Origin of the sequence: Pseudonocardia sp. NPDC049635 (assembly GCF_040659795.1) — a bacterium.
Lineage (GTDB): Bacteria > Actinomycetota > Actinomycetes > Mycobacteriales > Pseudonocardiaceae > Pseudonocardia.
In genome coordinates this window covers 89,283-112,245 of record NZ_JBFAON010000003.1, presented here as the reverse complement: position 1 = coordinate 112,245, position 22,963 = coordinate 89,283, and the positions used below count along the sequence as shown (strand labels likewise).

Here is a 22,963-nt window from a genome sequence, read left to right as displayed (position 1 = left end):
GGGTGCCCGCGCACCCCAGCGCGCGGGAGAAGAACGTCGGATGCGGAGGCAGTTCATGACCGAGACCGTCGGGGGCCCGGCGACAGGCACCGGGAGCAGCGCGGCCGAGGGCGGCGCGGCGCCCGGGAAGGCGCGCGGCCGCGGGAAGGCCGGTGCCCGGCAGCGCAGCGGCCTGACCGTGCAGCGGGTCTTCACGACCGAGGGTGTGCACCCCTACGAGCAGGTCGAGTGGGAGCGCCGGGACGTCGTGATGACGAACTGGCGGGACGGCACGGTGAACTTCGAGCAGCGCGGGGTCGAGTTCCCGCGGTCCTGGTCGGTGAACGCCACGAACATCGTCACCAGCAAGTACTTCCGCGGTGCCGTGGGCAGCGAGACCCGCGAGTCCAGCTTGCGCCAGCTCATCGACCGGGTCGTCGGGACCTACCGGCGGGCCGGCGTCGAACACGGTTACTTCGCCACCGAGGCGGACGCCGAGATCTTCGACCACGAACTGACCTGGATGCTGCTGCACCAGGTGTTCAGCTTCAACTCGCCGGTCTGGTTCAACGTGGGCACCGCGAGCCCGCAGCAGGTCAGCGCCTGCTTCATCCTCTCGGTCGACGACACCATGGAGTCGATCCTGAACTGGTACCGGGAGGAGGGCCTGATCTTCAAGGGCGGCTCCGGTGCCGGCCTGAACCTGTCGCGGATCCGCTCGTCGAGGGAGCTGCTGTCCTCCGGTGGCACCGCCTCCGGCCCGGTCTCCTTCATGCGCGGCGCGGACGCCTCCGCGGGCACCATCAAGTCGGGCGGTGCGACCCGGCGGGCCGCGAAGATGGTCGTCCTCGACGTCGACCACCCCGACATCGAGGAGTTCGTCGAGACCAAGGCCAAGGAGGAGGCCAAGGTCCGGGTGCTGCGTGATGCCGGGTTCGACATGGACCTGGGTGGGACCGACATCACCTCGGTGCAGTACCAGAACGCGAACAACTCGGTCCGTGTGAGCGACGAGTTCATGCGCGCGGTCGAGGAGGACACCGACTTCGGTCTGCGTGCCCGGATGACCGGCGAGGTCATCGACCGCATCAACGCCCGGAAGCTCTTCCGCGGGATCGCCGAGGCGGCCTGGAACTGCGCCGACCCCGGCGTCCAGTACGACGACACGATCAACGACTGGCACACGACGCCCGAGTCGGGGCGGATCACGGCGTCCAACCCCTGCTCGGAGTACATGCACCTGGACAACTCCAGCTGCAACCTCGCGTCGCTGAACCTGCTGAAGTTCCTCGACGCCGAGGACCGGTTCGACGCCGAGACCTTCGCGAAGGCCGTCGAGCTGATCATCACCGCGATGGACATCTCCATCTGCTTCGCGGACTTCCCGACCGACCCGATCGCCGAGACGACCCGCCGGTTCCGTCAGCTGGGGATCGGCTACGCGAACCTGGGCGCGCTGCTGATGGCGACCGGGCACGCCTACGACTCCGAGGGCGGCCGTGCGCTCGCCGGTGCCATCACCTCACTGATGACCGGCGCCGCGTACAAGCGTTCGGCCGAGCTCGCCGGCGTCGTCGGCCCGTACGAGGGTTACGCCCGCAACGCCGAGGCCCACCAGCGGGTGATCCGCAAGCACGCCGCGGCGAACGACGGGATCCGCAGCTTCCCGGCGTCCGACCCGATCCAGAAGCTCGCGTCGCAGACCTGGCGGCGGTGCCAGGAGATCGGCGAGGCCAACGGCTGGCGCAACGCGCAGGCCTCGGTGCTGGCGCCGACCGGCACGATCGGGCTGATGATGGACTGCGACACCACCGGCATCGAGCCGGACCTGGCGCTGGTCAAGTTCAAGAAGCTGGTCGGCGGCGGCTCGATGCAGATCGTCAACCAGTCCGTGCGCCGCGCGCTGGACAACCTCGGTTACCAGCCGGAGCAGGCGGAGGCCATCGTCGAGTACGTCGCCGAGCACGGCCACGTCGTCGACGCCCCGGGCATGAAGCCCGAGCACTACGAGGTGTTCGACTGCGCCATGGGGGAGCGGTCGATCGCTCCGATGGGGCACGTCCGCATGATGGCGGCCGCGCAGCCGTTCCTGTCCGGGGCGATCTCCAAGACGGTGAACATGCCGGAGCGGGCCACCGTCGCCGACGTCGAGCGGATCTACCTCGAGGGCTGGCGGCTCGGCCTCAAGGCACTGGCCATCTACCGCGACAACTGCAAGGTGGGGCAACCGCTGTCCGCCGGCAAGGGCGGGTCCGGTGAGAAGACCGCCCAGGAGGCGGAGCCGAGGGTCGTGGTCGAGCAGCGGCCGATCCGCAAGCGGCTCCCGAAGAAGCGCCCGAGCGAGACGGTGTCGTTCACCGTAGGGGGCGCCGAGGGCTACCTCACCGCGGGCAGCTACCCCGACGACGGTCTCGGTGAGATCTTCGTCAAGCTCGGCAAGCAGGGTTCGACGCTGGCCGGCGTGATGGACGCGTTCTCCATGTCGATCTCGGTCGGTCTGCAGTACGGGATCCCGCTGGAGTTCTACGTCTCGAAGTTCTCCAACTTGCGCTTCGAGCCGGCCGGCATGACCGACGACCCGGACGTCCGGATCGCCACGTCGGTGCTCGACTACCTCTTCCGCAGGCTCGCGCTGGACCACCTGCCCTACGAGAAGCGGGCCCAGCTGGGCATCTTCTCCTCGGACGAGCGGTCCGCCCAGGTCGAGAACGAGTACGGCCCGAACGGGGAGAGCCTCGACCTCGACGAGTTCCGGTCGTCGGTGCCGACGACCGCGGAGAAGAAGGACCCGGCTGTCGAACCCGCCCCGGTCGAGGTCGGCAGTTCCACCGAGCTGCTCGAGCTGCGGCTGGGCAAGGCTGCCGACGCCCCGCTGTGCATGACCTGCGGGACGAAGATGCGCCCCGCCGGGTCCTGCTACCTCTGCGAGGGCTGCGGTTCGACCAGCGGTTGCAGCTGACGCTCCACCCACGGGGCGGTACCGGGTTCCGGTACCGCCCCGCGGTGCGTCCCGGCCCGCCGCCGGGGGGAGTACCGGCGCAACCGCTCACCACGTGAGCGGTGTCGCCCGAAGGGCCTACCCATGCGCCGGCGCCGCCGGACGCTGTCGTCCCGGTGACGTGTGCCGGGGTCGAGTTCGACGATGACGGCTCAGCGCGTGAGCGGTCTCCGGCCGGCCGTGCGTCGTGTCCGGCCGGTACCGGAGGGGGTGGGTGTGGGAGAGCGGGGATGCGACGGGGACGAGGTGGCCGTGCCCGACCGGACCGACCGGACCGCGGAGATCGCCGAACGGTTGCGGACCGACCCGAGGATCGTCGCCCTGGTCCTCGGTGCCCCCTGGCGCCGGGTGGGCCCGGACGTCTCCCGCAGCGGACCGGTGTCGGCGGTGGGCGAGGGCCGGGCGGACGGCCGCGGCCGGATGTATGTCGGCGTGCCGTCGCCCTCCGAGCTGAGTGAACTGGGCCTTCCGACGGAGGTGTTGCGGCACTTCGGGTTGAGCCCGGCCGATCTGCGCGCCGGGGGCTGGACCGACACCGATCTGCGTTCCGCGGGGCTGACGCCTCCCGGTGCCGAGCCCGAACCCGTCGAGTGGTTCGTGGCCGGGGAGCCGCCGCAGCTGATGCTCGGGCTCGCGCCGTCGGGGCCGCCGCTGCTCGCCCGTCCCGAACCAGGGGCGCAGGCCGGCGGTGTCGACCCGGTCGAGGTCCACCGGGTACCTGACGTCGTGGGCTGCACCGACCCGGAGAGCGACGGGATGCTGCTGGTACGGCAGATCCGGGACCGCCTGGTCCGCCGGGCCCGCCGGCGTCTCGCACACTGCGGGGTCTGCCTGCGTCAGGTGCTCCGCACCGATCCGGCGACCGGGGTGTGCCCGGACTGTGCCGCGGAATGGCTCGGTGTGCTCCCCTGAGCCGGGCCCTCAGGTCGCCGAGACCGGGCCCGATCCCGGCTCGGCGGGGGCGGGCGACGGGCACCGCAGCAGCTGCCGCCACTGCTCCGGGCTCCAGCGGGCCGGTTCGGTCGACGCGAGGAAGTCCTCCAGCACGCCGACGAACCGGGCCGGGTCGGAGCGGAACGGGAAGTGCCCGGTGTCACCGAAGATCTCCAACCGGCTGCCCGGCATCGCCCGGTGCGCGGTGTGGGCGTGCTCGACGGGCACCACCGCGTCGCGCTCGCCCCAGACCAGCATCGTGGGCATCCCGTGGGTCAGGTAGCAGCGGTCGAGCATGGTCACGACCTGACCGCGCCAGTCGACGACCGCCCGCAGGGTCCGGACGAACGCGGCCCGGGCAGTGGCATCGGGCAGCGTGTCGACCACCCGGAGGAGGTCGTCGGCATCGTGACCGAGGTCGGTGCCGAGCACCCGCAGCGCGTCGATCAGCAGACCCGCCTGCCAGCGCATCGGTGGCAGTTGCAGGGCGGCGAGCAGCGCCTGCGCGCCGGGAACGCTCACCGCGCGCAGCAGCGGTGTCACCTCCGGCCCCGCCCCGCCGGTGCCGACGAGCACGAGCCGTTCGGTCCGCTCCGGGAACTGGTAGGCGAACTGCATGGCCACCCCGCCGCCGAGCGAGTGCCCGACGAGGGTGGCCCGCGAGACGCCCAGGACGCCGAGCAGATCCCGGATGCCGTTGGCGTAGGCGGCCACCGAGTAGTCGGCGCGCGGTTTCGCGGAGTCGCCGTGCCCGAGCAGGTCGGGGGCGATCACCAGGTGCTTGCGGGCGAGCGCCGGGAGCACCGCCTCCCAGGTCGCGGAACTGTCACCGATGCCGTGCACCAGGACCACCGCCGGACCCGACCCGGCGACCCGGAAAGCGCGCCGGTAGCCGTGCACGGTCCGGAACCGCAGCTCCGAACCCCGCGGCGGCACGACCCCCAGCCGGTCGTCGACCCGGACCCGCCGGGTGGTGTGGACCGTCATCCGGCGACGGTAGTGCCGCCGTGTTACCCCGGTGTTGCACCGGTGGGTCGCCCGCGGCGGCACCCGACCGGACGTCCCCCCCGGGCCCGGCACGGCCTAGGGTCGGGCGGTGACCGATCGCTACCAGGTGGTCCCGGCGTCCTACGTGCTGCTGCTGCGCGGGGAGGGCGAGCGCACCGAGGTGCTGCTGCAGCTGCGGGTGAACACCGGCTACATGGACGGCCACTGGGCGGCGGCCGCGGCCGGCCACGTGGAGCGTGGCGAGGACGCGCTGCGCGCGGCCGTCCGCGAGGCCCGCGAGGAGCTCGGGGTGACGATCGCCCCCGCCGATCTCGTCCCGCTCACCACGGTCCACCGGACGCACGGCAACGGCAGGCCGATCGACGAGCGGGTCGACTTCTACTTCACCTGCCGCCGCTGGACCGGCGAGCCGCAGGCGGCGGAGACCGGGAAGACGGCCGGGTTGACGTGGTTCCGGCTCGCGGAGCTGCCCGCGGCGACGGTGCCGCACGAGCGGGCGGTCCTCGATGCGCTGCGCGAGGGCGGCCCGGCCGCGATCCGCAGCCACGGTTTCGGCTAGGCCGCGTCAGCCCCCCGTGAAACGGGCCGACTCGATCAACGACTCCACCGACTCCGGAGGCACCCGGAACGAGCGGCCGAAGCGCACCGCCGGCAACTCGCCGGAGTGCACCAGTCGGTACACCGTCATCCTCGACACCCGCATCCGCTCGGCCACCTCGGCCACGGTGAGGAACGGCGTGTCCTGCCCGGGCCGTTGCTCCGGGATCCCTGCCCCCATCGTTGCGCCCCTCCTCGGACCGGGTGCCCGCGGCCCCCGATCATCGCGATCACCGAACGCAGGGACGGTAGCGCGGATCAGGGCCCCCTCCGGGTGTGAACGTGTCCCACCCTCGGGTGGACTCAACGAGCGAGATCGGCGCAGCGTCACGTATCGCACACGTATCGTGTTCGTTCGCTGCGGAAGAGGGTGTACGGCTCCGTCGAGCGTCCGCGGCGGCGTCCGCGCGGCGATCGGTGGCCCGACGGACCCGATAGCACTGCGCACGATCTATCGTGCTGTGGGTGAGCCTCCCGACCGTGACCGACGACGACCCGAGCGGCGACTGGACGGCACCGGGGGTGTACCGCAGCGCCCCGGGTGTCTTCCGGATCCCGCTGCCGCTGCCCAACGACGGACTGCGGGCGGTGAACGTCTACGCGATCGCCGACGCGGGCGGTTGGACCCTCGTCGACTCCGGATGGGCCATCGACGAGGCCCGGGACCTGCTGGAGAAGTCCCTCGCCACGCTCGGCTCCGGGCTCGGTGACGTCCGCCGGTTCCTCATCACCCATGCGCACCGCGACCACTACACGCTGGCCTCGGTGCTGCGCCGCGAGTACGGGGCCCGGGTGCTGCTCGGTGCGGGCGAGAAGCCGAACATGGACGTCATCGCCGAGCCGGCACGCCCGGATCGTGAACCCGACCGGACCCGGTTGCTCCGCTGCGGAGCGGCGGCGCTGGTCGACGAGATCGGCCGGAGCGGTCCCTGGCCGCGTCCGGATCCCGAGGAGTGGCAGGCGCCCGACGAGTGGATAGCCGACCGGGCCGTGATCACCGTCGGCGAGCAGGCCGACACCCGGTCGCTGACCGCGCTGGAGACCCCCGGCCACACCAGGGGGCATCTCGTCTTCGCCGACGACGCGCACGAGCTGCTGTTCGCCGGGGACCATGTGCTGCCACGGATCACCCCGTCGATCGGACTGCAGCCGGCGCCGGTGGCGAGCCCGCTCGGCCAGTTCCTCGACTCGCTGAGGCTGGTCCGGGCCCGGCCGGACGCCGATCTGCTGCCCGCGCACGGACCGGTGGGCGGACGGGTGCACGCCCGCGTCGAGGAGCTGCTGGCCCACCACGACGTCCGGCTCGCGCAGTGCCGGGACGCGGTGGCCGCAGGCAACCCGACCGCCCTGGCCGTGGCCCGGGTGCTGCGCTGGACCCGTCGCGAGCACCGGTTCGACGACATGGACCTGTTCAACCGGATGCTGGCGGTGCTCGAGACGGTGGCGCACCTCGACGTGCTCGCCGATCTGGGGGAGCTCACACGCACGGAGGCACCGGACCCGGAGTCCGGCGCGACGCTCGCCACTTACACCGCCTGATCCGCGCGGCGCACCGCGACACGCCGGTGATCGTTCACTCGGAGGACGTGTCGGGGTGGCCGCCGGAGCCGGAATGCGGCACAGTGGCAGCACCGGATTCCCCACCCGCAACGGAGGTCACCCGAGCCCCACACGCAGCACACGATGCCAGCGCACGAGTGCCCGCGCCGCACACCGCAGAGTCCCGAGGACGTAGGGGAAGACGATCCTCGTCGACGACAGCGGAGGTTGGCAGTGAGCACACGCGGAGTGGTGTTCGTCCACTCGTCGCCGACTGCGGTCTGTCCGCACGTCGAGTGGGCGCTCTCGGGCGTTCTCGGAACGCGGGTCTCCCTCGAGTGGTCCGCGCAGCCGGTCGCGTCCGGGCAGATGCGGGCCGAATGCTCGTGGAACGGTCCCGCCGGGAGCGGGTCCGCCCTCGCGAGCGCGTTGCGCGCATGGTCGATGCTGCGGTTCGAGGTGACCGAGGAGCCCAGCCCGGGGATGGACGGCGAGCGGTTCATGCACGTGCCGGGACTCGGCATGTGGCACGGGCGCACCAGCGCGAACGGTGACGTCGTACTGCCCGAGGACCAGCTGCGCGCGGTGATGGCGGAGAACGGCGGAGCGGGCCTGGCGCGGCGGCTGGACCAGCTGCTCGGCACCGCCTGGGACGACGAACTCGAATCCTTCCGCTTCGCCGGCGACGGCGCCGCGGTGACCTGGTTGAACCACCGGGTCGGCTGAGCCGCACCGGCCCCGGCACACTGTCCGATGTGTGCAGGAGCCGGCGATGAGCGCCCGGGCCGCTGCGGTGGCCGCCGGGCTGGTGATCGCGCTGGTCGCGGTCGGCGGCACGGCGTGGACGGCGGCCGGCGCCGCTCCGCGTGGTGTCCCGCCGGCCGCGGCACCCCCGGCCCTGCCGCAGCAGGGCGCCGGGGACCCGATCGTGACGATCAGCGCCGGTGCGGCCGGCCACCCGGCGGCGCGGCTGGTGCTCGAACAGGTTCAGCTGTACTTCAACGCGGTCAACAGCCGCGACTACGAGACGTGGACGCGCGTGGTCAGCCCGGAGCGGGCCGAGCAACAGCCGCGCGAGGACTGGCTGGCCGGTGTCGGCTCCACCGTGGACGGCACCATCCGGGTGGACCGGATCGATCCGGCGCCGGGTGGTGCCGTGGTGGCGCTGGTGCGCTTCGTCAGCGTCCAGGACCCGTCCGACGGGCCGCCGGGGCTGCAGGTCGGACGCATCTGCTGGCAGGCGGCGTATCCCATGGGCGGGTCCCCGCCGCGGATGCTGGTCGGGGACGCCGGAGGGGTGCTCGGCGCGCCCTGCTGACCTCGGCCCCGCGCGGCGTCACCCCTACGGCACAGCGCGGCGTCGCCCTACGGGCACACAGCGACGGCGGCGGCCCTGGACGAACCGGGACCGCCGCCGTCCGCGTGACGCGGGTCAGGCCTTCGTGAACAGCAGCGAGGCGTTGTGCCCGCCGAACCCGAACGAGTTGTTCAGCGCCGCGTCGACGGTGGTCCTCCTGGGTTCACCGTGGACCACGTCGAGCTCGACCTTCGGATCCTTGTCGTCCAGGTTGAGGGTGGCCGGGATGACGTCGTCGCGCACCGACAGCAGCGTGACGATCCCCTCGACCGCCCCGGCCCCGCCGACCAGGTGGCCCAGCGCCGACTTCGGTGCCGTGAGCACCGGGTGGTCACCGAGCGCCTTGCGCACGGCCACCGACTCGCCCACGTCGCCGACCACCGTGGAGGTGGCGTGACAGTTGACGTGGGTGACGTCGGAGGCCCCGAGCCCGGCGGTCGCGACCGCCTTCTGCATGGCGCGGACCTGGCCCTCGCCCTCCGGGTCGGGCCCGGTGATGTGGTAGGCGTCCGAGGTCATCCCGATCCCGGCGAGCCTGCCGTGCACCTGTGCTCCACGTGCCCTCGCGAACTCCTCGCGTTCGAGCACCAGCACGCCGGCACCCTCGCCGAGGACGAACCCGTCCCGCCCGGTGTCGAACGGCCGGGAGGCGCGCTCCGGGTCGTCGTTGCGGGTGGACAGGGTGCGCGCCTGCACGAAGCCGGCCACGGTGATCGGGACGATGCAGGACTCGGCGCCACCGGCGAGCACCACGTCCACCTCGCCGGCCTGCAGCAACCGGTAGGCCCAGGCGAGCGCCTCGGCACCGGTCGCGCACGCCGACGCGGGGGAGTGCACCCCGCCCTTGGCCTTGTACTCCAGGCTGACCATCGCGGCCGGCCCGTTCGGCATGAGCATCGGGACGGTGAGCGGCGAGACCTTGCGTAGGCCGTGCTCCTCGAGCAGGTCGTCCTGCGCGAGCAGCGTCGGCGCACCGCCGATGCCGGCGCCGATCACCACGGCGAGCCGCTCGGCCGCCACGGCCGCGCCGTCCTCACCGGGGACCGGACCGAGACCGGAATGGGCCCATGCCTCCTTGGCGGCGACCATCGCGACCTGCTCGCAACGGTCCATCCGGCGGGCCTGCACCCGCGGGATGATCTCGGTGGGCTCGACCGCGAGCTGCGCCGCGATCTGCACCGGGAGGTCGAAGCGCTCGGTCCACTCCGCCTCGACGGTGCTCACGCCGGACTTCCCGGCGAGCAGTGCCTCCCAGGTGGAGGCGGCGTCCCCGCCGAGCGGGGTGGTGGCCCCGAAACCGGTGACGACCACTCCGTCGGTCATGACGTCTCCTTTTCCCCGACGAGACGGATGAGCTCGCCGGCACGGCTCACTGGTGCTTGGCGATGAAGTCGACGGCGTCGCCGACGGTCTTCAGCTCGGCCAGCTGGTCGTCCGGGATCTTCGCGCCGAACTTGTCCTCGGCCTGCACGGCGATCTCCACCATCGACAGCGAGTCGATGTCCAGGTCGTCGACGAAGGACTTCTCCGGGGTCACCTCGGCGGTGTCGATGCCGGCGACCTCCTCGACGATCTCGGCAAGCCCGGACAGGATCTCAGCGTTGTCAGCCACGTTCGGTTCTCCTCCGATGGGGGTGGTGGGGGTCGTACGGGTTCCTACCAGGCTGCCGTCTCAGGGACAGACGACGACCTGCCCGGCGTAGGACAGGCCTGCGCCGAAGCCTACGAGCAGCAGCACGTCGCCGGACCGTACCCGGCCGGCGGTGCGCATGTGGTCCAGCGCCATCGGGATGGACGCGGACGAGGTGTTGCCGGAGTGCACGATGTCGTCGGCGACGACGAGATCGTCCCGGGCGCCCTTGGAGCGCAGCTTGCGGGCGATGGCCTCGACGATCCGCAGGTTCGCCTGGTGCGGGATCAGCACGTCGATGTCGGCCGGGGTCAGCCCGGCGCGTTCGATCGCGTCCAGCGCGACCGGAGCGACCGCCGTGGTGGCCCAGCGGAACACCGCCTGGCCCTCCTGGTGCAGCTTGTTCGTCGACTCGCCGAGGATCCGGATCGCGGAGGCCTGGTCACCGGAGCTGCCCCAGCTGACCGGTCCGACGCCGACGCCGTCCTGTGCGGTGGCCGGGCCGACCAGCGCGGCTCCCGCCCCGTCGGCGAAGATGATGCTGGTCGAGCGGTCGTCCCAGTCCATCCAGTCGGAGAGCTTCTCGGCGCCGATCACCAGCACGTTGGTGACGCTCCCGCCGCGGACCATGTCGGCGGCGACGCCGAGCGCGTAGGAGAACCCGGCGCAGGCGGCGTTGAGGTCGAAGGCGGGGACCCCGTTCGCGCCCAGCCGGGTGGCGACCTGGGCGGCGGCGTTCGGGATGGGATTGGGCATCGTGCAGGTGGCGACGATCACCCCGCCGAGCCCGGCCGGGTCGAGTTCGGCGTCCTTCAGCGCGGCCAGCCCGGCCTCGACAGCCAGGTCGGGCAGCGACGTGGTCGCGTCGGCGATCCGGCGCTCGGCGATGCCGACCCGTGACCGGATCCACGCGTCGTCGGTCTCGACGCGCCGGGCCAGGTCGTCGTTGGTGACGACGTGCTCGGGCTGCGCGCTGCCCAGGCCCAGCAGCTGCGCGCCGACGGTCGGTTCTGCCAGGCGGATCCGGCTCAATTCCGGTGCTCCTCGATCAGTTGTGCGGCGGCGTCGAGCTGGTCGGGGGTCTTGAGCGCGAGCGTGGGGGTGCCCTTGATCGCCCGCTTGACCAGGCCGGTCAGCGTCGCACCCGGGGGCAGCTCGAGGGTCGCCCCGACCGACCGGGCGGCCAGGGTCTGCATGCACGAGTCCCAGCGGACCGGACGGGTCACCTGGGCGACCAACCGGTCGAGCGCGTCGGCCCCGGAGCCGACGACGCCGCCGTCGGCGTTGGAGAGCAGGGTCAGCTCGGGGTCGGAGACCTCGACCGACGCCGCGTGCTCGGCCAGCGCCGCGCGGGCGGGCTCCATGTGTGCGGTGTGGAAGGCGCCGGCGACCGGGAGCTCCTTGACCCGGGCCCCCTCCGGCGGCGCCACGACCAGCTCGCCGATGGCCTCCTTGGCCCCCGCGGCGACGATCTGGCCGGCGCCGTTGCGGTTCGCCGGGTCCAGGCCGAGCTCGGCGAGCCGGGCGAGCACGACGTCGGGGTCGCCGCCGAGCACGGCGGCCATCGAGGTGGGCGCGACCGCACAGGCGGCCGCCATCTCCCGGCCCCGGACACCGGCGAGCGCGACGGCGGCGTCGTCGTCGAGCACGCCGGCGATCGCGTAGGCGGTGAGCTCGCCGATCGAGTGACCCGCCACCACGGTGTCCGCGGGCAGTTCCACCGTCTCACGCAGCCGCCGTGCCGCGAGCAGTCCGAGGCTGACGATCAGCGGCTGGGTGACGGCGGTGTCGGTGATCTCCGTCGCGTCGGCGGTGGTGCCCAGCCGGACCAGGTCCAGGCCGACCGCGTCGGACCAGCCGGCGACGAGCTTCTCGGCGGCGGGTTCCGCCAGCCACGGAGTGAGCATGCCGGGGGTCTGGGCCCCCTGGCCGGGCGCGAGCAGGGCGATCACCGGGACATCACACACCTCTCGGGGGCGGCGGCGGCATGCCGGTTACGACGAACTTCGACCCACCGTAGTTGGAGGAACCCTCCAATAAGACAGTGTGACCGAGCCCTCGTTACCGACACGTACGGGTCTGTGTTTGTAGGTTTCACGACATCTCCTCGGCTGTTGCGGCCGAGCCGATCCCGGTGGGCCGGGCGTCGTCGAGCGGGGTGAGCGGTTCGCTGCCGGACACGCTCTCCCGGACCCGCCCGGTGCGGTCGGCGACGAGTGCGGTGCGCAGTACGAACGCCTGCCGCGGGTCGGTGGGCGACAGGCCGACCAGCTCGGTGACCCGGCGCAGCCGGTACCGGACGGTGTTCGGGTGGACGTAGAGCGCCCGGGCGCAGCCCTCCAGGCTCCCGCCGCCCTCCAGGTAGGCGGCGAGCGTGCGCAGCAGCTCTCCACCGGCCTCGTGCAACGGGGCGAGCACGTCCTCGGCGAGCCGTCGCCGCGCCGTCGGATCACCGCACAGTGCGCGTTCGGGGAGCAGGTCCCGGGTGGCGACCGGACGGGGCGCGTCGGGGTAACCGGGAGCGGCCGCGAGGCCGGCGAGTGCCTCCGCGACCGAGGCACCGGCACCGGCGAGATCGGCGCTCGGCTGGCCCGCGACGACCGGTCCGGCCCCGAAGCGGGCGGCGATCTCGGTGAGCACCGGGCCGGTCGGTTCCGGCCCGGCCCGCCCGGTGGGGTGCAGCAGCACCACCAGCCGGCGTCCCTGGACCCCGACCAGCACGTCGTGGTGCAACCGGGCGGCGAGCTTGCGCAGCTCCACGATGAGCTGCGGGGACTCCGAACCGCTGCCGGGGACACTGCCGACCAGGCAGTGCACCGGTGCCGCGGGGTTCCAGCCGAGCGCCGCGGCCCGGGAGACGAGCGCGCCGTCGTCGTCGCCGCGCAGCACCGCGTCGACGACCAAGGCCTCCAGGCGGGCGTCCCATGCACCGCGGGACTCGGCAGCGCCGGCGTAGACCGTCGCCGCCGCGAACGCGATCTCGCGACCGAAGCGCAGCACCGCCTCGGTGAGCTCGTGCTGCTCGGTGGCGTCCCCGGCGAGCGGCGGCAGGTGCTCCTCGAACACGTCCGCGGCGATCCGCACCAGCTCCACGGTCTGCCGCAGACTGATCCGCCGGGCCAGGTCGCGCGGTGCGATCCGGAACGCCTCGGCGGTGAGCGGGGTGGTGCGGTCCGGTTCGCGCAGCCACGACACGAAGTTCGCGACCCCGGCCTGGGTGACCAGTGCGACCCCGGCGCGCTGGTCGGCCGGCAGGTCGGCGAACCAGGGACGGGTGCGCTCCATCTCGGCCAGGCAGGCCGCCGCGAGCGGCGCCGAGGCCAGTTCCAGGCGGCGCAACGTCGCGGCCGCGATCGGAGGGCGGCGCACGTCGGGCAGCATGACACGACGATGAGTACCGCAGAGCACGGCCCGCGCCTCACGCTGCACCGCGCCGGTGAGCGATTCCGCACCCGGACCGGTTGGCTGGACTCCCGGCACAGCTTCTCCGCAGGCGCGCACTACGACCCGGCGAACACCCACTTCGGGCTGCTGTTGCTGCACAACGAGGACCGGGTGCTGCCCGGGCGGGGTTACGACGAGCACCCGCACCGGGACACCGAGATCATCACCTGGGTGCTGGAGGGGGAGCTGGAGCACCGGGACACCGGCAGCGGCCGGATCGAGCGGGTCGCGCCCGGGCAGGTGCAGCGGCTCGGTGCCGGTTCCGGGGTGCGGCACTCCGAGCACGCGACGCCCGCCGCGGATGCCCGGTTCGTGCAGATGTGGGTGGTACCGGACGGGCCGGGCGGGGCGCCGGAGTACGAGGTCGGGGAGGCGTCCGCGGCGCCGGGGGAGTCGGTGGTGCTGGCGTCCGGGCTCGCACGGCATCGCCGGACGTCGCTGCTCGCGCTGCGCCAGCGAGGGGCGGCCCTGCACGTGGTGCAGCTACGGCCCGGTCGCGACACGCGTCTCCCGGCAGCGCCGTACGTGCACGCCTTCGTCGCCCGCGGTACCGCTGACCTGGAGGCGGCCACGACGACAGAAGGTGTCGGTCCGTTGGGGGCCGGCGACGCGGCCAGGATCGTCGACGACGGCGGTGGCCGTCGGGTCACCGCAGGCCCGGACGGCGCCGAGATCCTGGTGTGGGAGATGCACGGAGCACTGGGCTACTGACGGTACCGGCGCTGCTGGCACGGCTGCTGCCGCAGCGCCGATACGGCGGTCGAGGTTGCCGGGCTCCGGGCAACGAATCTCCCGGCCCGGGCGACGTGATCCGGGCCGGACGCTTGACGCAGGGTCGCCGGCTACCGGCGGCCCGTTTCGCGGCGGCCGCTCAGAGCGGCGTGACGGCGCTCGCCTGCGGCCCCTTCTGGCCCTGCTCGATGTCGAACGCGACGCGCTGGCCCTCGTCGAGCGTCTTGTACCCGTTCGTCTGGATCGCCGAGTAGTGCACGAACACGTCCGCGCCACCACCGTCGGGAGCGAGGAAGCCGTAGCCCTTCTCGCTGTTGAACCACTTGACGGTGCCCTCTGCCATTCCTGCTCCCTCGTTCATCGGCCCGGGACACCTCGTCCCGTGGCCGCCGGCCAGCGGCGCACACGGTCCACGCCCTGGTCAGGACGGTGCTGCCGGGCGACGAGTGATCACCACACGCACCGTCGGGCGGAGCTTATCGTGATCTGCGCCGCCCGGGGAGGGGCGAAAAAGCTGACGGCGGTCCGTTGCCGGGGGCAACGGACCGCCGTCGCGGCGTCACGACTCAGGCGGCGCCGGAGTCGCTGGTCTGCGGACCGGCCGCCCGCGGGTCGTCGATCTTGTAGCCGGCTGCGGCGTCGGCCGCCGTCTCCACCTTGATCTGGCCCTGCTCGGCCAGGGCGGACAGCGCACCGACCACGATGGACTCGGCGTCGACGGCGAAGTGCCTGCGTACCGCGGGGCGGGTGTCGGACAGGCCGAACCCGTCGGTGCCCAGGGAGACGAACGGCGCCGGGGACCACTGCCGGATCTGGTCGGGCACGGCCCGCATCCAGTCCGACACCGCGATGACGGGCGCATCGGCGTGCTCGCCCTCGCCGAGCTTGGTCGTCACGTACGGCGTGATCGACTCGTCACCGGGGTGGAGCAGCTTGTGGTGCTCGGCGTCGACGCCGTCGCGGCGCAGCTCGCCCCATGAGGTGACCGACCAGACCTCGGCGCGCACGTCCCACTCGTCGGCGAGCATCTGCCGGGCCTGCACCGCCCACGGCACCGAGACACCGGAGGCGAGCAGCCGCACGACCGGGCCGGAACCCTCGGGGGCGGTCGCGTAGCGGTACATGCCGCGCAGCAGGCCCTCGGTGTCCAGGTCCTCGGGCTGGGCGGGTTGGGTGTAGGGCTCGTTGTAGACCGTCAGGTAGTAGATGACGTTCTCCGGGTCCTCGCCGACCATCCGGCGCAGACCGTCCTGGACGATGTGCGCCACCTCGAAGGAGAACGCCGGGTCGTAGGCGACGACCGCGGGATTGGTCGAGGCCAGCAGCAACGAGTGGCCGTCGTTGTGCTGCAGGCCCTCGCCGGTCAGCGTGGTGCGGCCGGCGGTCGCCCCGACCAGGAACCCGCGGGCCATCTGGTCCGCGGCGGCCCAGATCGAGTCGCCGGTGCGCTGGAAGCCGAACATCGAGTAGAAGACGTAGACCGGGATCATCGGCTCGCCGTGCGTGGCGTACGAGGTGCCGGCCGCGGTGAACGAGCCGACCGAGCCGGCCTCGTTGATGCCCTCGTGCAGGATCTGGCCCTGCTCGGACTCCTTGTAGGCGAGCATCAGCTCGGCGTCGACCGAGGTGTAGTTCTGCCCGTGCGGGTTGTAGATCTTCTGCGTCGGGAACATCGAGTCCATACCGAAGGTACGGGCCTCGTCCGGGATGATCGGGACGAAACGGCCGCCGATCTCCGGGTCCTTGATGAGCTCGCGGAGGAGCCGGACGAACGCCATCGTGGTGGCGACCTCCTGCTTGCCCGACCCCTTCTTGATGACCTCGTAGACCTTGTCGCCGGGCAGCACCAGGGGCTTGCTCGTCGTCCGGCGCGAGGGCAGCGGGCCGCCCAGCTGACGACGGCGCTCGCGCAGGTACTGGATGGCCTCGTCGTCCTCACCGGGGTGGTAGTACGGCGGCAGGTACGGATCGGCTTCCAGCTGCTTGTCGCTGATCGGGATGCGCTGCTCGTCGCGGAACTGCTTGAGGTCGTCGAGGGTCAGCTTCTTCATCTGGTGGGTGGCGTTGCGGCCCGCGAAGTGCGAGCCGAGGCCGTACCCCTTGATCGTCTTGGCCAGGATGACGGTCGGCTGGCCGTGGTGCGCGGTCGCCGCGGCGTAGGCGGCGTGCACCTTGCGGTAGTCGTGGCCGCCGCGCTTGAGGTTCCAGATCTCGGCGTCGCTCATCGGGTCGACGAGTGCCTTGGTGCGCGGGTCGCGGCCGAAGAAGTGGTCGCGGACGTAGGCGCCGTCGTTGGCCTTGTAGGTCTGGTAGTCACCGTCCGGCGTGGTGTTCATCAGGTTGATGAGCGCGCCGTCGCGGTCGGCGTGCAGCAGCGCGTCCCACTCGCGGCCCCAGACGACCTTGATCACGTTCCAGCCGGCGCCCCGGAAGAACGCCTCCAGCTCCTGGATGATCTTCCCGTTGCCGCGGACCGGGCCGTCGAGGCGCTGCAGGTTGCAGTTGATGACGAAGGTCAGGTTGTCCAGGCCCTCGTTCGCGGCGACGTGGATCATGCCGCGGGACTCGGGCTCGTCCATCTCGCCGTCGCCCAGGAACGCCCAGACGTGCTGGTCGCGGGTGTCGGAGATGCCGCGGTCACCCAGGTACCGGTTGAACCGGGCCTGCATGATCGCGTTCATCGGGCCGATGCCCATCGAGACGGTGGGGAACTCCCAGAAGTCGGGCATCAGCCGCGGGTGCGGGTAGGAGGGCAGACCGCCGCCCGGCCCGGCGTGGCTGAGCTCCTGGCGGAAGCCGTCGAGGCGGTCCTCGGTCAGCCGTCCCTCGAGGAAGGCGCGGGCGTACACGCCGGGGGAGGCGTGGCCCTGGATGTAGATCTGGTCGCCCCCGCCGGGATGGTCCTTGCCGCGGAAGAAGTGGTTGAACCCGACCTCGTAGAGCGTCGCGGAAGAGGCGTAGGACGAGATGTGCCCGCCGACCCCGATGCCCGGGCGCTGGGCGCGGTGCACGGTCATGGCGGCGTTCCACCGGATCCAGCGCCGGTAGGTCCGCTCGACCTCCTCGTCGCCGGGGAACCACGGCTCGCGGTCGGTCGGGATGGTGTTGACGTAGTCGGTCGCGGTCAGCGCCGGGACCCCCACGTGCTTCTCACGGGCGCGCTGCAGCAGCGTCAGCATCAGGTAGCGGGCGCGCTGCTGGCCGACGTTGTCCAGGACCGCGTCGAAGGACTCCAGCCACTCGGCCGTCTCCTCCGGGTCGATGTCCGGGAGGTGGGCGGCGAGCCCGTCCCGGATGATGTTGACGCGGCGCGGCTCCCCGTTGTCGGTACTGCCGGCACTGCTGCTCTGCGCGGTCAAGGGTTCTCCCTGCCTGATCTGTCGGCGGCCGGGGTCACCCGGCCCTGTTCTCCTCACGTCCGCGCCGCCGCATCGGGCCCCGGGTCGACGGGTGGCAGTGCGGTGCTGCCGGCCGGCGCGACGGGCGTGTCCGATGCCCATCGTGCCTGCTCCGGCGCGGGCCCGAAACTCAGCACCGGTATACCGCGGTCCGAGTTCTCGAGGTGTTCGGGCGAGGATAGGTACTACTGCGACGTAACTGAACGGACGGCGGGGTGACGTGCGCGGCACCCCGCTGCGGGTGCTGATCCGGTGACAGCCGGTTGCGCCGGGTCCCGCGCTCGTGTTCGGATGCCGCATCCGAATTCGTGTCAGGGCTGGCGCCGGCACGCGGAACCGATGACGATGGACTGCGTGAGCAGCGTGAAAGGGGAACGAGTGGTGACCGCGGCAGATGCCGGTGCGTCCGACATCGCGGGGAAGCTCGGCATCGAGCCGGGCCAGATCGTCCAGGAGCTGGGATACGACACCGACGTCGACGAGCAGGTCAGAGAGGCCGTCGAAGCGATCATCGGTGAGGAACTGCTGGACGAGGACGCCCAGGAGGTCATCGACGTCGTCCTCCTGTGGTTCCGCGACGGGGACGGCGATCTGGTCGACACACTGGTCGACGCCCGCACCCCACTGGCCGACGACGGGGTGGTCTGGGTCCTGACGCCCAAGACCGGCCGTGACGGCCACCTCCAACCGTCCGAGATAGCGGAGGCGGCGCCCACCGCGGGGCTGTCGCAGACGAGCAACGCCACACTCGGTGAGGACTGGGTGGGGTCGAAGCTGGTCCCGCCGAAGCAGGGCAAGGGCAAGCGCTGAAGGCTCCTCGCGGGTGACTACGGTGAGGGCCGTGTCACCCGCGGTGGGGGCGAGCGTCCCCGAGTTCGTCCTCCCCGACCAGGATCGGCAGCCGGTCGCACTCTCGTCGATCCTCGGATCGGGGCGGGCGGCACTGGTCGTCTTCTACCCGTTCGCGTTCTCCGGGATCTGCGGCGGGGAGCTGACGGCCGTCCAGGAGTCGCTGGAGTCGTTCCAGAACGATCGGGTCCAGGTGCTGGCGATCTCCTGCGACCCGACGTTCGCGCTGGCCGCGTGGGCCGCCTCGGCCGGGTTCACCTTCCCGTTGCTGTCGGACTTCTGGCCGCACGGAGCCGTGGCCTCGGACTACGGGGTGTTCAACGTGGACAAGGGGATGGCCGTGCGGGGGACCTTCCTGGTCCGCACCGACCGGACCCTCGCCTTCGCCGAGGTGAACCAGCCGGGTGAACCACGGGACCAGGACGGGTGGCGTAGGGCGTTGGACGCCGTGTGACACTGGGCCGGTCGGTCACGACCGGCCAGGGGCGCGTAGCTCAGCGGGAGAGCACTCGGTTTACACCCGAGCGGTCGCAGGTTCGAACCCTGCCGCGCCCACGCATCTGACCCAGCGTCGATCCTCGCAGCACGATCACCCGCGATCTCGCATGACACGATTCGCACGAGCCGGTCGTACCCTCGTGCCATGGCACGGGCGAAGGCAGGACGGCAGCGACAGCGCGGAACGACCTCGTCGAGTTGAGCACTTCGCTGCAGAGGCCGCCCTGTTCCTGTCCGGACTGCTCGTTGCCCGCGACCGCCACCCCGGAGGCTGCCGGCCCGGGCGCTCGGTTGTTGTGGTCACGCAATGCCCGGTAGGCGAAGTAGTACACGAAACCCTGGGTCCCCACGTCGCCAGTGCCGTGGTGTAGAAGATCGTGCGGTTGCCGTCGTCGAACGAGGTGGAACACCGCGGGGGCGACGTGCAGCTGCCCGAAGCGGAAGCGCCTGAGGAACAGGCCGCCCGTGATCGCGAACACGCCGATGTCGACGGCCGGTGCGGGCCTGTATCCATGCGTGACGGCCATCAGTCCATCACGAGGATCCGGGAGGCCCAGGTGTGCTCATGGCCTTCTGCGACCCGCGCGCGTACGACGGCTTCGGGCCGCAGGTCCGGCGCGATCGGGTCATCGAGCAGCCCGTCGAGCTGTACGGGGCGGAAGCTGCCGCCCCGATCGACTTCGCCGACCACCGCTGGGGAACCGAACCGTTCGCACCGGGCGGTCGGAACCCCGCGGTACCTCCCTACGTGATGACGACTCACGGCAGCGCCCTGACCGAGCCCCACGGACGCACCCACTGGGGCGGCAGCGAGACCGCCGGGGATGCAGCGGCGGCCGGCGATGCGGGGGCCGAAGCCCTCGCGGTGATTCAGATGATCTCCGCCAGCGCCCCGATGACACCCGACGCCGCGCAGTGCACACGGTTCACCCCTGACGTTCCGGACGCCTCGACTGATGCAGCGGGGGCACTCATCGACCCTTCGCTCCGGGGACACCGACCGCCACCGGGACGGTGAGCAGGACGCTGTCGCGGGTTCCGGCGTGGTCGGACCCGAACGGCGGCCCGGCGCTGAGCAGCAGCTCGCGCGGGCCGAGGGCGCACGCGAAGTACTGCATGCCCGGTGGTGCCGCGAGCTCGGCCAGGATCTCCCCGCCCTCGGCGACCAGGCAGGCCCGCTGGTGGGTCGAGTCGCAGGACCACAGGTGCCCGTCGGCGTCGAGTGCGCAGCCGTCGGGCATGAAGGCGACCTCGGCCATAATCGTCGCGACGTCCGGTGCGGACGGCGGCGGCGCCAGCCGGGCCCAGGTCCGGCGCCGTCGTCCGTCCAGGGAGATCGCGGTGTACCGGCCGGCGAAGGACTCGCCCACCACCAGCTCGCCCCCCGCGACGACGGCCCCGTTGGGGAACCACAGGTCCGTGGCCAGCACCTCGGCCGCGCCGTCCGGCGCGACGGCGATCACGCTGCCCGTCGCGAACGGGGCGCCCTGCTCCAGCTCGAAGCCGTACTCACCGACGTAGGCGGTACCGGTGGCGTCCACCACCATGTCGTTGAGCGGTCCCGGCGCCAGCGCGCGCAGGTCGGCGTGCACCGTCACGGTCCCGTCGGGACGGCGACGCAGGATCCGTCGCGAGTCCATCGCCACCACCAGCAGCGAGCCGTCCGGAAGCCAGACCAGGCCGGACGGGCGGTCGTCGATCCGCAGGATCTCCTGCTCGACACCGTCGGTGCCGAACGCCAGGACGACACCACGGTGGAAGTCCGACGCCCACCAGCGGCCGTCGTGGCGGCGCAGCCCCTCCAGGAAGGACCCGCCGCTCGCGAACAGCCGGGGCTCACCGAGCACGCCGGTCATTGCCGGGACTTCCGTGCCCAGGCGTCGACCGCCACTGCGGCCAGGATGATCGCCCCGGTGAAGATGGTCTGGTAGAGCGCGTCGACGCCGAGCAGGTTGAACCCGTTGTCGATCATGGCCAGGATCCCCAGCCCCAGGATCGTCCGCCAGATGGCGCCCTGTCCGCCGAGGGTGCTCGTGCCGCCGATGACGACGGCGGTGATGGCCTGGAAGGTCAGCGTCAGGCCGCCCGCGTCCGCCTGCCCGGTGGACACCCGGGACGCGACGATGACGCCGGCGAGCGCCGCCGCCCCGCCGCTGACCACGAACGTCGCGGCCCGCACCCACGAGACCCGGATCCCGGACAGGGTGGCGGCCTCCGCGTTGCCGCCGGTGGCGTAGATCGCCCGGCCGGCCCGGGTGCGGGCCAGCACGAAGCCGCAGACCAGCGCGAACACCGCGAAGCACCACACGGAGTACTTCAGGCCGAGCAGGCTTCCCGAGCCGAGTGTGCTGAAGGCCGGGTCGGAGACGGTGATCAACTTGGCGTCGGCGGCGAGCGTCGCCGTGCCACCGACGATGATGCTGGTCGCGAGGGTCGCCATGAACGCGTTGATCCGCCCGACCGTCACCAGCAGCGCGTTGACGGTGCCGCACAGCACTCCGGCCAGCACGCCGGCCAGCACACCGACGAGCGGGCCCGCGGACTGCGCGGTCAGCGCGGCGACCACTCCGGAGAAGGCGAACACCGCCCCCGTCGACAGGTCCAGGTTGCCGGTGATGATCACCAGGGTGGCGGCGACCGCGATCAGGCCGACCGGGGCCCACTGGTCGAGGATGTTGAGCATGTTCGAGAGTCCCCACCAGACCGGCGGGGCGACGATCGCCCGCCCGAACCGGGTCGCGACGGCGTCGGCCGCCGCGACCGCGAGCCGGATGTCGGTGTCGACGGGCAGATGGGCGCCGTGCTGCTCGACGGCGCCGACCGGCAGCAGGATGACGTCACCGCGCGCGGCGGACTCGCCGAGCTCGGGCGCCGTCAGCTCCGCCCAGCGGCGGGGCGCCGGCACGTCAGGCCTGGGCGAGGGCGTCGTGGACGACCCGGCCGTTGTCGACGATGAGCTGGTCGTCGACCCAGAGCGAGTGGTTGCGCATCGGGATGTCGACGTGGCACTTCGTGGCGTTGTCCCCGCCGTGGTGCAGGTTCGGTCCGGTCGAGAACAACACCCCACCGCGGATCGACCGGCAGTCCATCCCGATCCCGCCGGTGCCCAGGGCGATGGCGTCCCAGCGGGCGTTCGGGTTGAGCCCCCAGTTCACGTGCGAGACCTGGTAGGCGCCCGGGTCGGCGTAGGACTCGTAGAAGTCGCGCAGGAACCGGGCGTCCGAACCTCCCTCGAAGGAGGTGATGAACCCGTCCTTCACCGTCATGGTGACCGGATCGTTGACGTAGCGCCGGAAGGGGAACAGCATGTCACCGGGCTGCAGGACGACGACGCCCTCGGCCTTGCCCCGGCTCGGCAGGTGCCCGACCAGGGCGCTCGCGAAGTGGTCCCAGCGGCCGGGCTCGTCCGCGATGCCGTACTGGCAGGAGGCGGTGTAGTCGCCGAACTCGTAGCTGATCTCGGTGCCGCCGGCACTGGACATCCGCATGGTCTTGGCGTTCTTCAGCATCTCGTAGCTGGCCTTCGCCTCGTCGCGTAGCGCGACGGTCGGGAACAGCCGCTCGAGGGTGTCCACCGGCTCGACGCAGATCAACATCCGGGTCCCGGCCGCGGTGATCTCCTCCTGCTCGGCTGAGTGCAGCAGGAACGCCAGGTCGATGACCATGTCGGCCGCCTTGAGCGCGGCCACGGCGGCGGGGTTCTTCGCCAGCCCGTGCCCGTCCGGCGAACCGCCGATGTCACTGCCCGTGGAGGGCGCCTGGGCCGGCAGGTCCAGGTGGAACGGGGTCGCGCCGAGCGCGACGGCCGCGGTCGCCCATGCCTCGGCGTACTCGGCCGCCTCACCGCCCTCGGTGTAGATCGCGATGTTCTCACCGGGCCGTACGTTGCACAGCTCCAGCTCGCGCCGGAAGAGGGAGAGCAGTCGAGGGACCCGCCCACTGCTCGTGGTCGTCGTCTTCACGCAGCAACCTCACGATCTCTGGATCGATGATCTGTCGTG

22 protein-coding genes and 1 tRNA gene are annotated in these 22,963 nt (G+C 72.0%); 11 read left to right on the top strand and 12 right to left on the bottom strand.

The window, feature by feature from the left end:
• The first annotated feature begins 55 nt into the window (after nt 1–55).
• Both AB0J24_RS05320 and AB0J24_RS05315 read left to right on the top strand, forming a co-directional pair.
• Nucleotides 56–2,938: a vitamin B12-dependent ribonucleotide reductase gene (locus AB0J24_RS05320; protein WP_358675763.1), complete on the top strand. Its 2,883-nt coding sequence runs from the start codon at nt 56–58 to the stop codon at nt 2,936–2,938.
• Nucleotides 2,939–3,229: 291 nt separating this feature from the next.
• A complete protein-coding gene (locus AB0J24_RS05315) occupies nt 3,230–3,889 on the top strand; it encodes a hypothetical protein (RefSeq protein WP_358675761.1) in 660 nt (219 codons plus the stop codon).
• Nucleotides 3,890–3,898: 9 nt separating this feature from the next.
• Here AB0J24_RS05315 and AB0J24_RS05310 read toward each other — a convergent pair whose 3' ends face one another.
• Complete coding sequence (locus tag AB0J24_RS05310; protein WP_358675758.1) at nt 3,899–4,897, bottom strand: alpha/beta hydrolase; 999 nt, start codon at nt 4,895–4,897, stop codon at nt 3,899–3,901.
• A gap of 109 nt (nt 4,898–5,006) precedes the next feature.
• Between AB0J24_RS05310 and AB0J24_RS05305 the strand changes: the two genes are divergently transcribed.
• Nucleotides 5,007–5,477 carry an NUDIX domain-containing protein gene (locus tag AB0J24_RS05305; RefSeq protein ID WP_358675755.1) on the top strand — a complete coding sequence of 157 codons (471 nt, stop codon included), beginning with the start codon at nt 5,007–5,009 and terminating at the stop codon, nt 5,475–5,477.
• A gap of 6 nt (nt 5,478–5,483) precedes the next feature.
• On the opposite strand, the gene AB0J24_RS05300 is transcribed toward AB0J24_RS05305, so the two are convergent.
• Nucleotides 5,484–5,696, bottom strand: a complete 213-nt coding sequence (locus AB0J24_RS05300) for a helix-turn-helix domain-containing protein (RefSeq protein ID WP_358675752.1) — start codon at nt 5,694–5,696, stop codon at nt 5,484–5,486.
• Between the two features lie 284 nt (nt 5,697–5,980).
• Between AB0J24_RS05300 and AB0J24_RS05295 the strand changes: the two genes are divergently transcribed.
• The 3 genes from AB0J24_RS05295 (at nt 5,981) to AB0J24_RS05285 (ending at nt 8,372) form a co-directional block, all read left to right on the top strand.
• Nucleotides 5,981–7,054 (top strand): MBL fold metallo-hydrolase, encoded by a 1,074-nt coding sequence (locus AB0J24_RS05295; RefSeq protein ID WP_358675749.1) that lies wholly within the window; start codon nt 5,981–5,983, stop codon nt 7,052–7,054.
• Between the two features lie 234 nt (nt 7,055–7,288).
• Nucleotides 7,289–7,780 (top strand): DUF3145 domain-containing protein, encoded by a 492-nt coding sequence (locus tag AB0J24_RS05290; RefSeq protein ID WP_358675746.1) that lies wholly within the window; start codon nt 7,289–7,291, stop codon nt 7,778–7,780.
• Between the two features lie 46 nt (nt 7,781–7,826).
• Complete coding sequence (locus tag AB0J24_RS05285; protein ID WP_358675743.1) at nt 7,827–8,372, top strand: hypothetical protein; 546 nt, start codon at nt 7,827–7,829, stop codon at nt 8,370–8,372.
• Between the two features lie 114 nt (nt 8,373–8,486).
• Here the strand turns inward: AB0J24_RS05285 and AB0J24_RS05280 are convergent, their stop codons facing one another.
• The 5 genes from AB0J24_RS05280 to AB0J24_RS05260 form a co-directional block, all read right to left on the bottom strand.
• Nucleotides 8,487–9,734: a beta-ketoacyl-[acyl-carrier-protein] synthase family protein gene (locus tag AB0J24_RS05280; protein WP_358675740.1), complete on the bottom strand. Its 1,248-nt coding sequence runs from the start codon at nt 9,732–9,734 to the stop codon at nt 8,487–8,489.
• A 46-nt stretch (nt 9,735–9,780) separates the two neighbouring features.
• Entirely contained in the window at nt 9,781–10,023 is a 243-nt protein-coding gene (locus AB0J24_RS05275) for an acyl carrier protein (protein ID WP_010231572.1), read from the bottom strand.
• Nucleotides 10,024–10,083: 60 nt separating this feature from the next.
• Entirely contained in the window at nt 10,084–11,073 is a 990-nt protein-coding gene (locus tag AB0J24_RS05270) for a beta-ketoacyl-ACP synthase III (RefSeq protein ID WP_358675737.1), read from the bottom strand.
• Entirely contained in the window at nt 11,070–11,993 is a 924-nt protein-coding gene (locus AB0J24_RS05265) for an ACP S-malonyltransferase (RefSeq protein WP_358675734.1), read from the bottom strand. Before AB0J24_RS05265 ends, AB0J24_RS05270 begins: the two co-directional genes overlap by 4 nt.
• Nucleotides 11,994–12,135: 142 nt before the next feature.
• Nucleotides 12,136–13,422, bottom strand: a complete 1,287-nt coding sequence (locus tag AB0J24_RS05260; RefSeq protein ID WP_358675731.1) for a helix-turn-helix domain-containing protein — start codon at nt 13,420–13,422, stop codon at nt 12,136–12,138.
• A 9-nt stretch (nt 13,423–13,431) separates the two neighbouring features.
• Here AB0J24_RS05260 and AB0J24_RS05255 point away from each other — a divergent pair, with 9 nt between their 5' ends.
• The gene (locus AB0J24_RS05255) at nt 13,432–14,196 is read left to right on the top strand and encodes a pirin family protein (protein ID WP_358675728.1); all 765 of its coding nucleotides are present in this window, start codon (nt 13,432–13,434) and stop codon (nt 14,194–14,196) included.
• Nucleotides 14,197–14,356: 160 nt separating this feature from the next.
• Here the strand turns inward: AB0J24_RS05255 and AB0J24_RS05250 are convergent, their stop codons facing one another.
• Both AB0J24_RS05250 and aceE read right to left on the bottom strand, forming a co-directional pair.
• Nucleotides 14,357–14,560, bottom strand: coding sequence for a cold-shock protein (locus AB0J24_RS05250; RefSeq protein WP_085915279.1), 204 nt, complete (start codon nt 14,558–14,560; stop codon nt 14,357–14,359).
• A 223-nt stretch (nt 14,561–14,783) separates the two neighbouring features.
• A complete protein-coding gene (aceE, locus tag AB0J24_RS05245) occupies nt 14,784–17,576 on the bottom strand; it encodes a pyruvate dehydrogenase (acetyl-transferring), homodimeric type (RefSeq protein WP_358675725.1) in 2,793 nt (930 codons plus the stop codon).
• A 417-nt stretch (nt 17,577–17,993) separates the two neighbouring features.
• Between aceE and AB0J24_RS05240 the strand changes: the two genes are divergently transcribed.
• The 4 genes from AB0J24_RS05240 to AB0J24_RS05225 all read left to right on the top strand — a co-directional run bounded on the left by AB0J24_RS05240 (nt 17,994) and on the right by AB0J24_RS05225 (nt 19,980).
• On the top strand, nt 17,994–18,425 hold the full coding sequence (locus AB0J24_RS05240; protein ID WP_358676432.1) for a DUF3052 domain-containing protein: 432 nt from the start codon (nt 17,994–17,996) through the stop codon (nt 18,423–18,425).
• Between the two features lie 31 nt (nt 18,426–18,456).
• Entirely contained in the window at nt 18,457–18,918 is a 462-nt protein-coding gene (locus AB0J24_RS05235) for a redoxin domain-containing protein (RefSeq protein ID WP_358675722.1), read from the top strand.
• 29 nt (nt 18,919–18,947) lie between these two features.
• A tRNA-Val gene (locus AB0J24_RS05230) sits at nt 18,948–19,019 on the top strand.
• A gap of 508 nt (nt 19,020–19,527) precedes the next feature.
• The gene (locus AB0J24_RS05225) at nt 19,528–19,980 is read left to right on the top strand and encodes an FAD-dependent oxidoreductase (RefSeq protein ID WP_358675719.1); all 453 of its coding nucleotides are present in this window, start codon (nt 19,528–19,530) and stop codon (nt 19,978–19,980) included.
• On the opposite strand, the gene AB0J24_RS05220 is transcribed toward AB0J24_RS05225, so the two are convergent.
• From AB0J24_RS05220 to AB0J24_RS05210, 3 genes are read right to left on the bottom strand one after another with little or no spacing between them, the layout of a single operon-like run.
• Nucleotides 19,934–20,818: an SMP-30/gluconolactonase/LRE family protein gene (locus AB0J24_RS05220; protein WP_358675716.1), complete on the bottom strand. Its 885-nt coding sequence runs from the start codon at nt 20,816–20,818 to the stop codon at nt 19,934–19,936. The genes AB0J24_RS05225 and AB0J24_RS05220 overlap by 47 nt on opposite strands.
• A complete protein-coding gene (locus AB0J24_RS05215; protein WP_358675713.1) occupies nt 20,815–21,867 on the bottom strand; it encodes a creatininase family protein in 1,053 nt (350 codons plus the stop codon). Before AB0J24_RS05215 ends, AB0J24_RS05220 begins: the two co-directional genes overlap by 4 nt.
• Before the next feature lies 1 nt (nt 21,868).
• Nucleotides 21,869–22,924 (bottom strand): leucyl aminopeptidase, encoded by a 1,056-nt coding sequence (locus tag AB0J24_RS05210; RefSeq protein WP_358675710.1) that lies wholly within the window; start codon nt 22,922–22,924, stop codon nt 21,869–21,871.
• Nucleotides 22,925–22,963 lie beyond the last annotated feature (39 nt).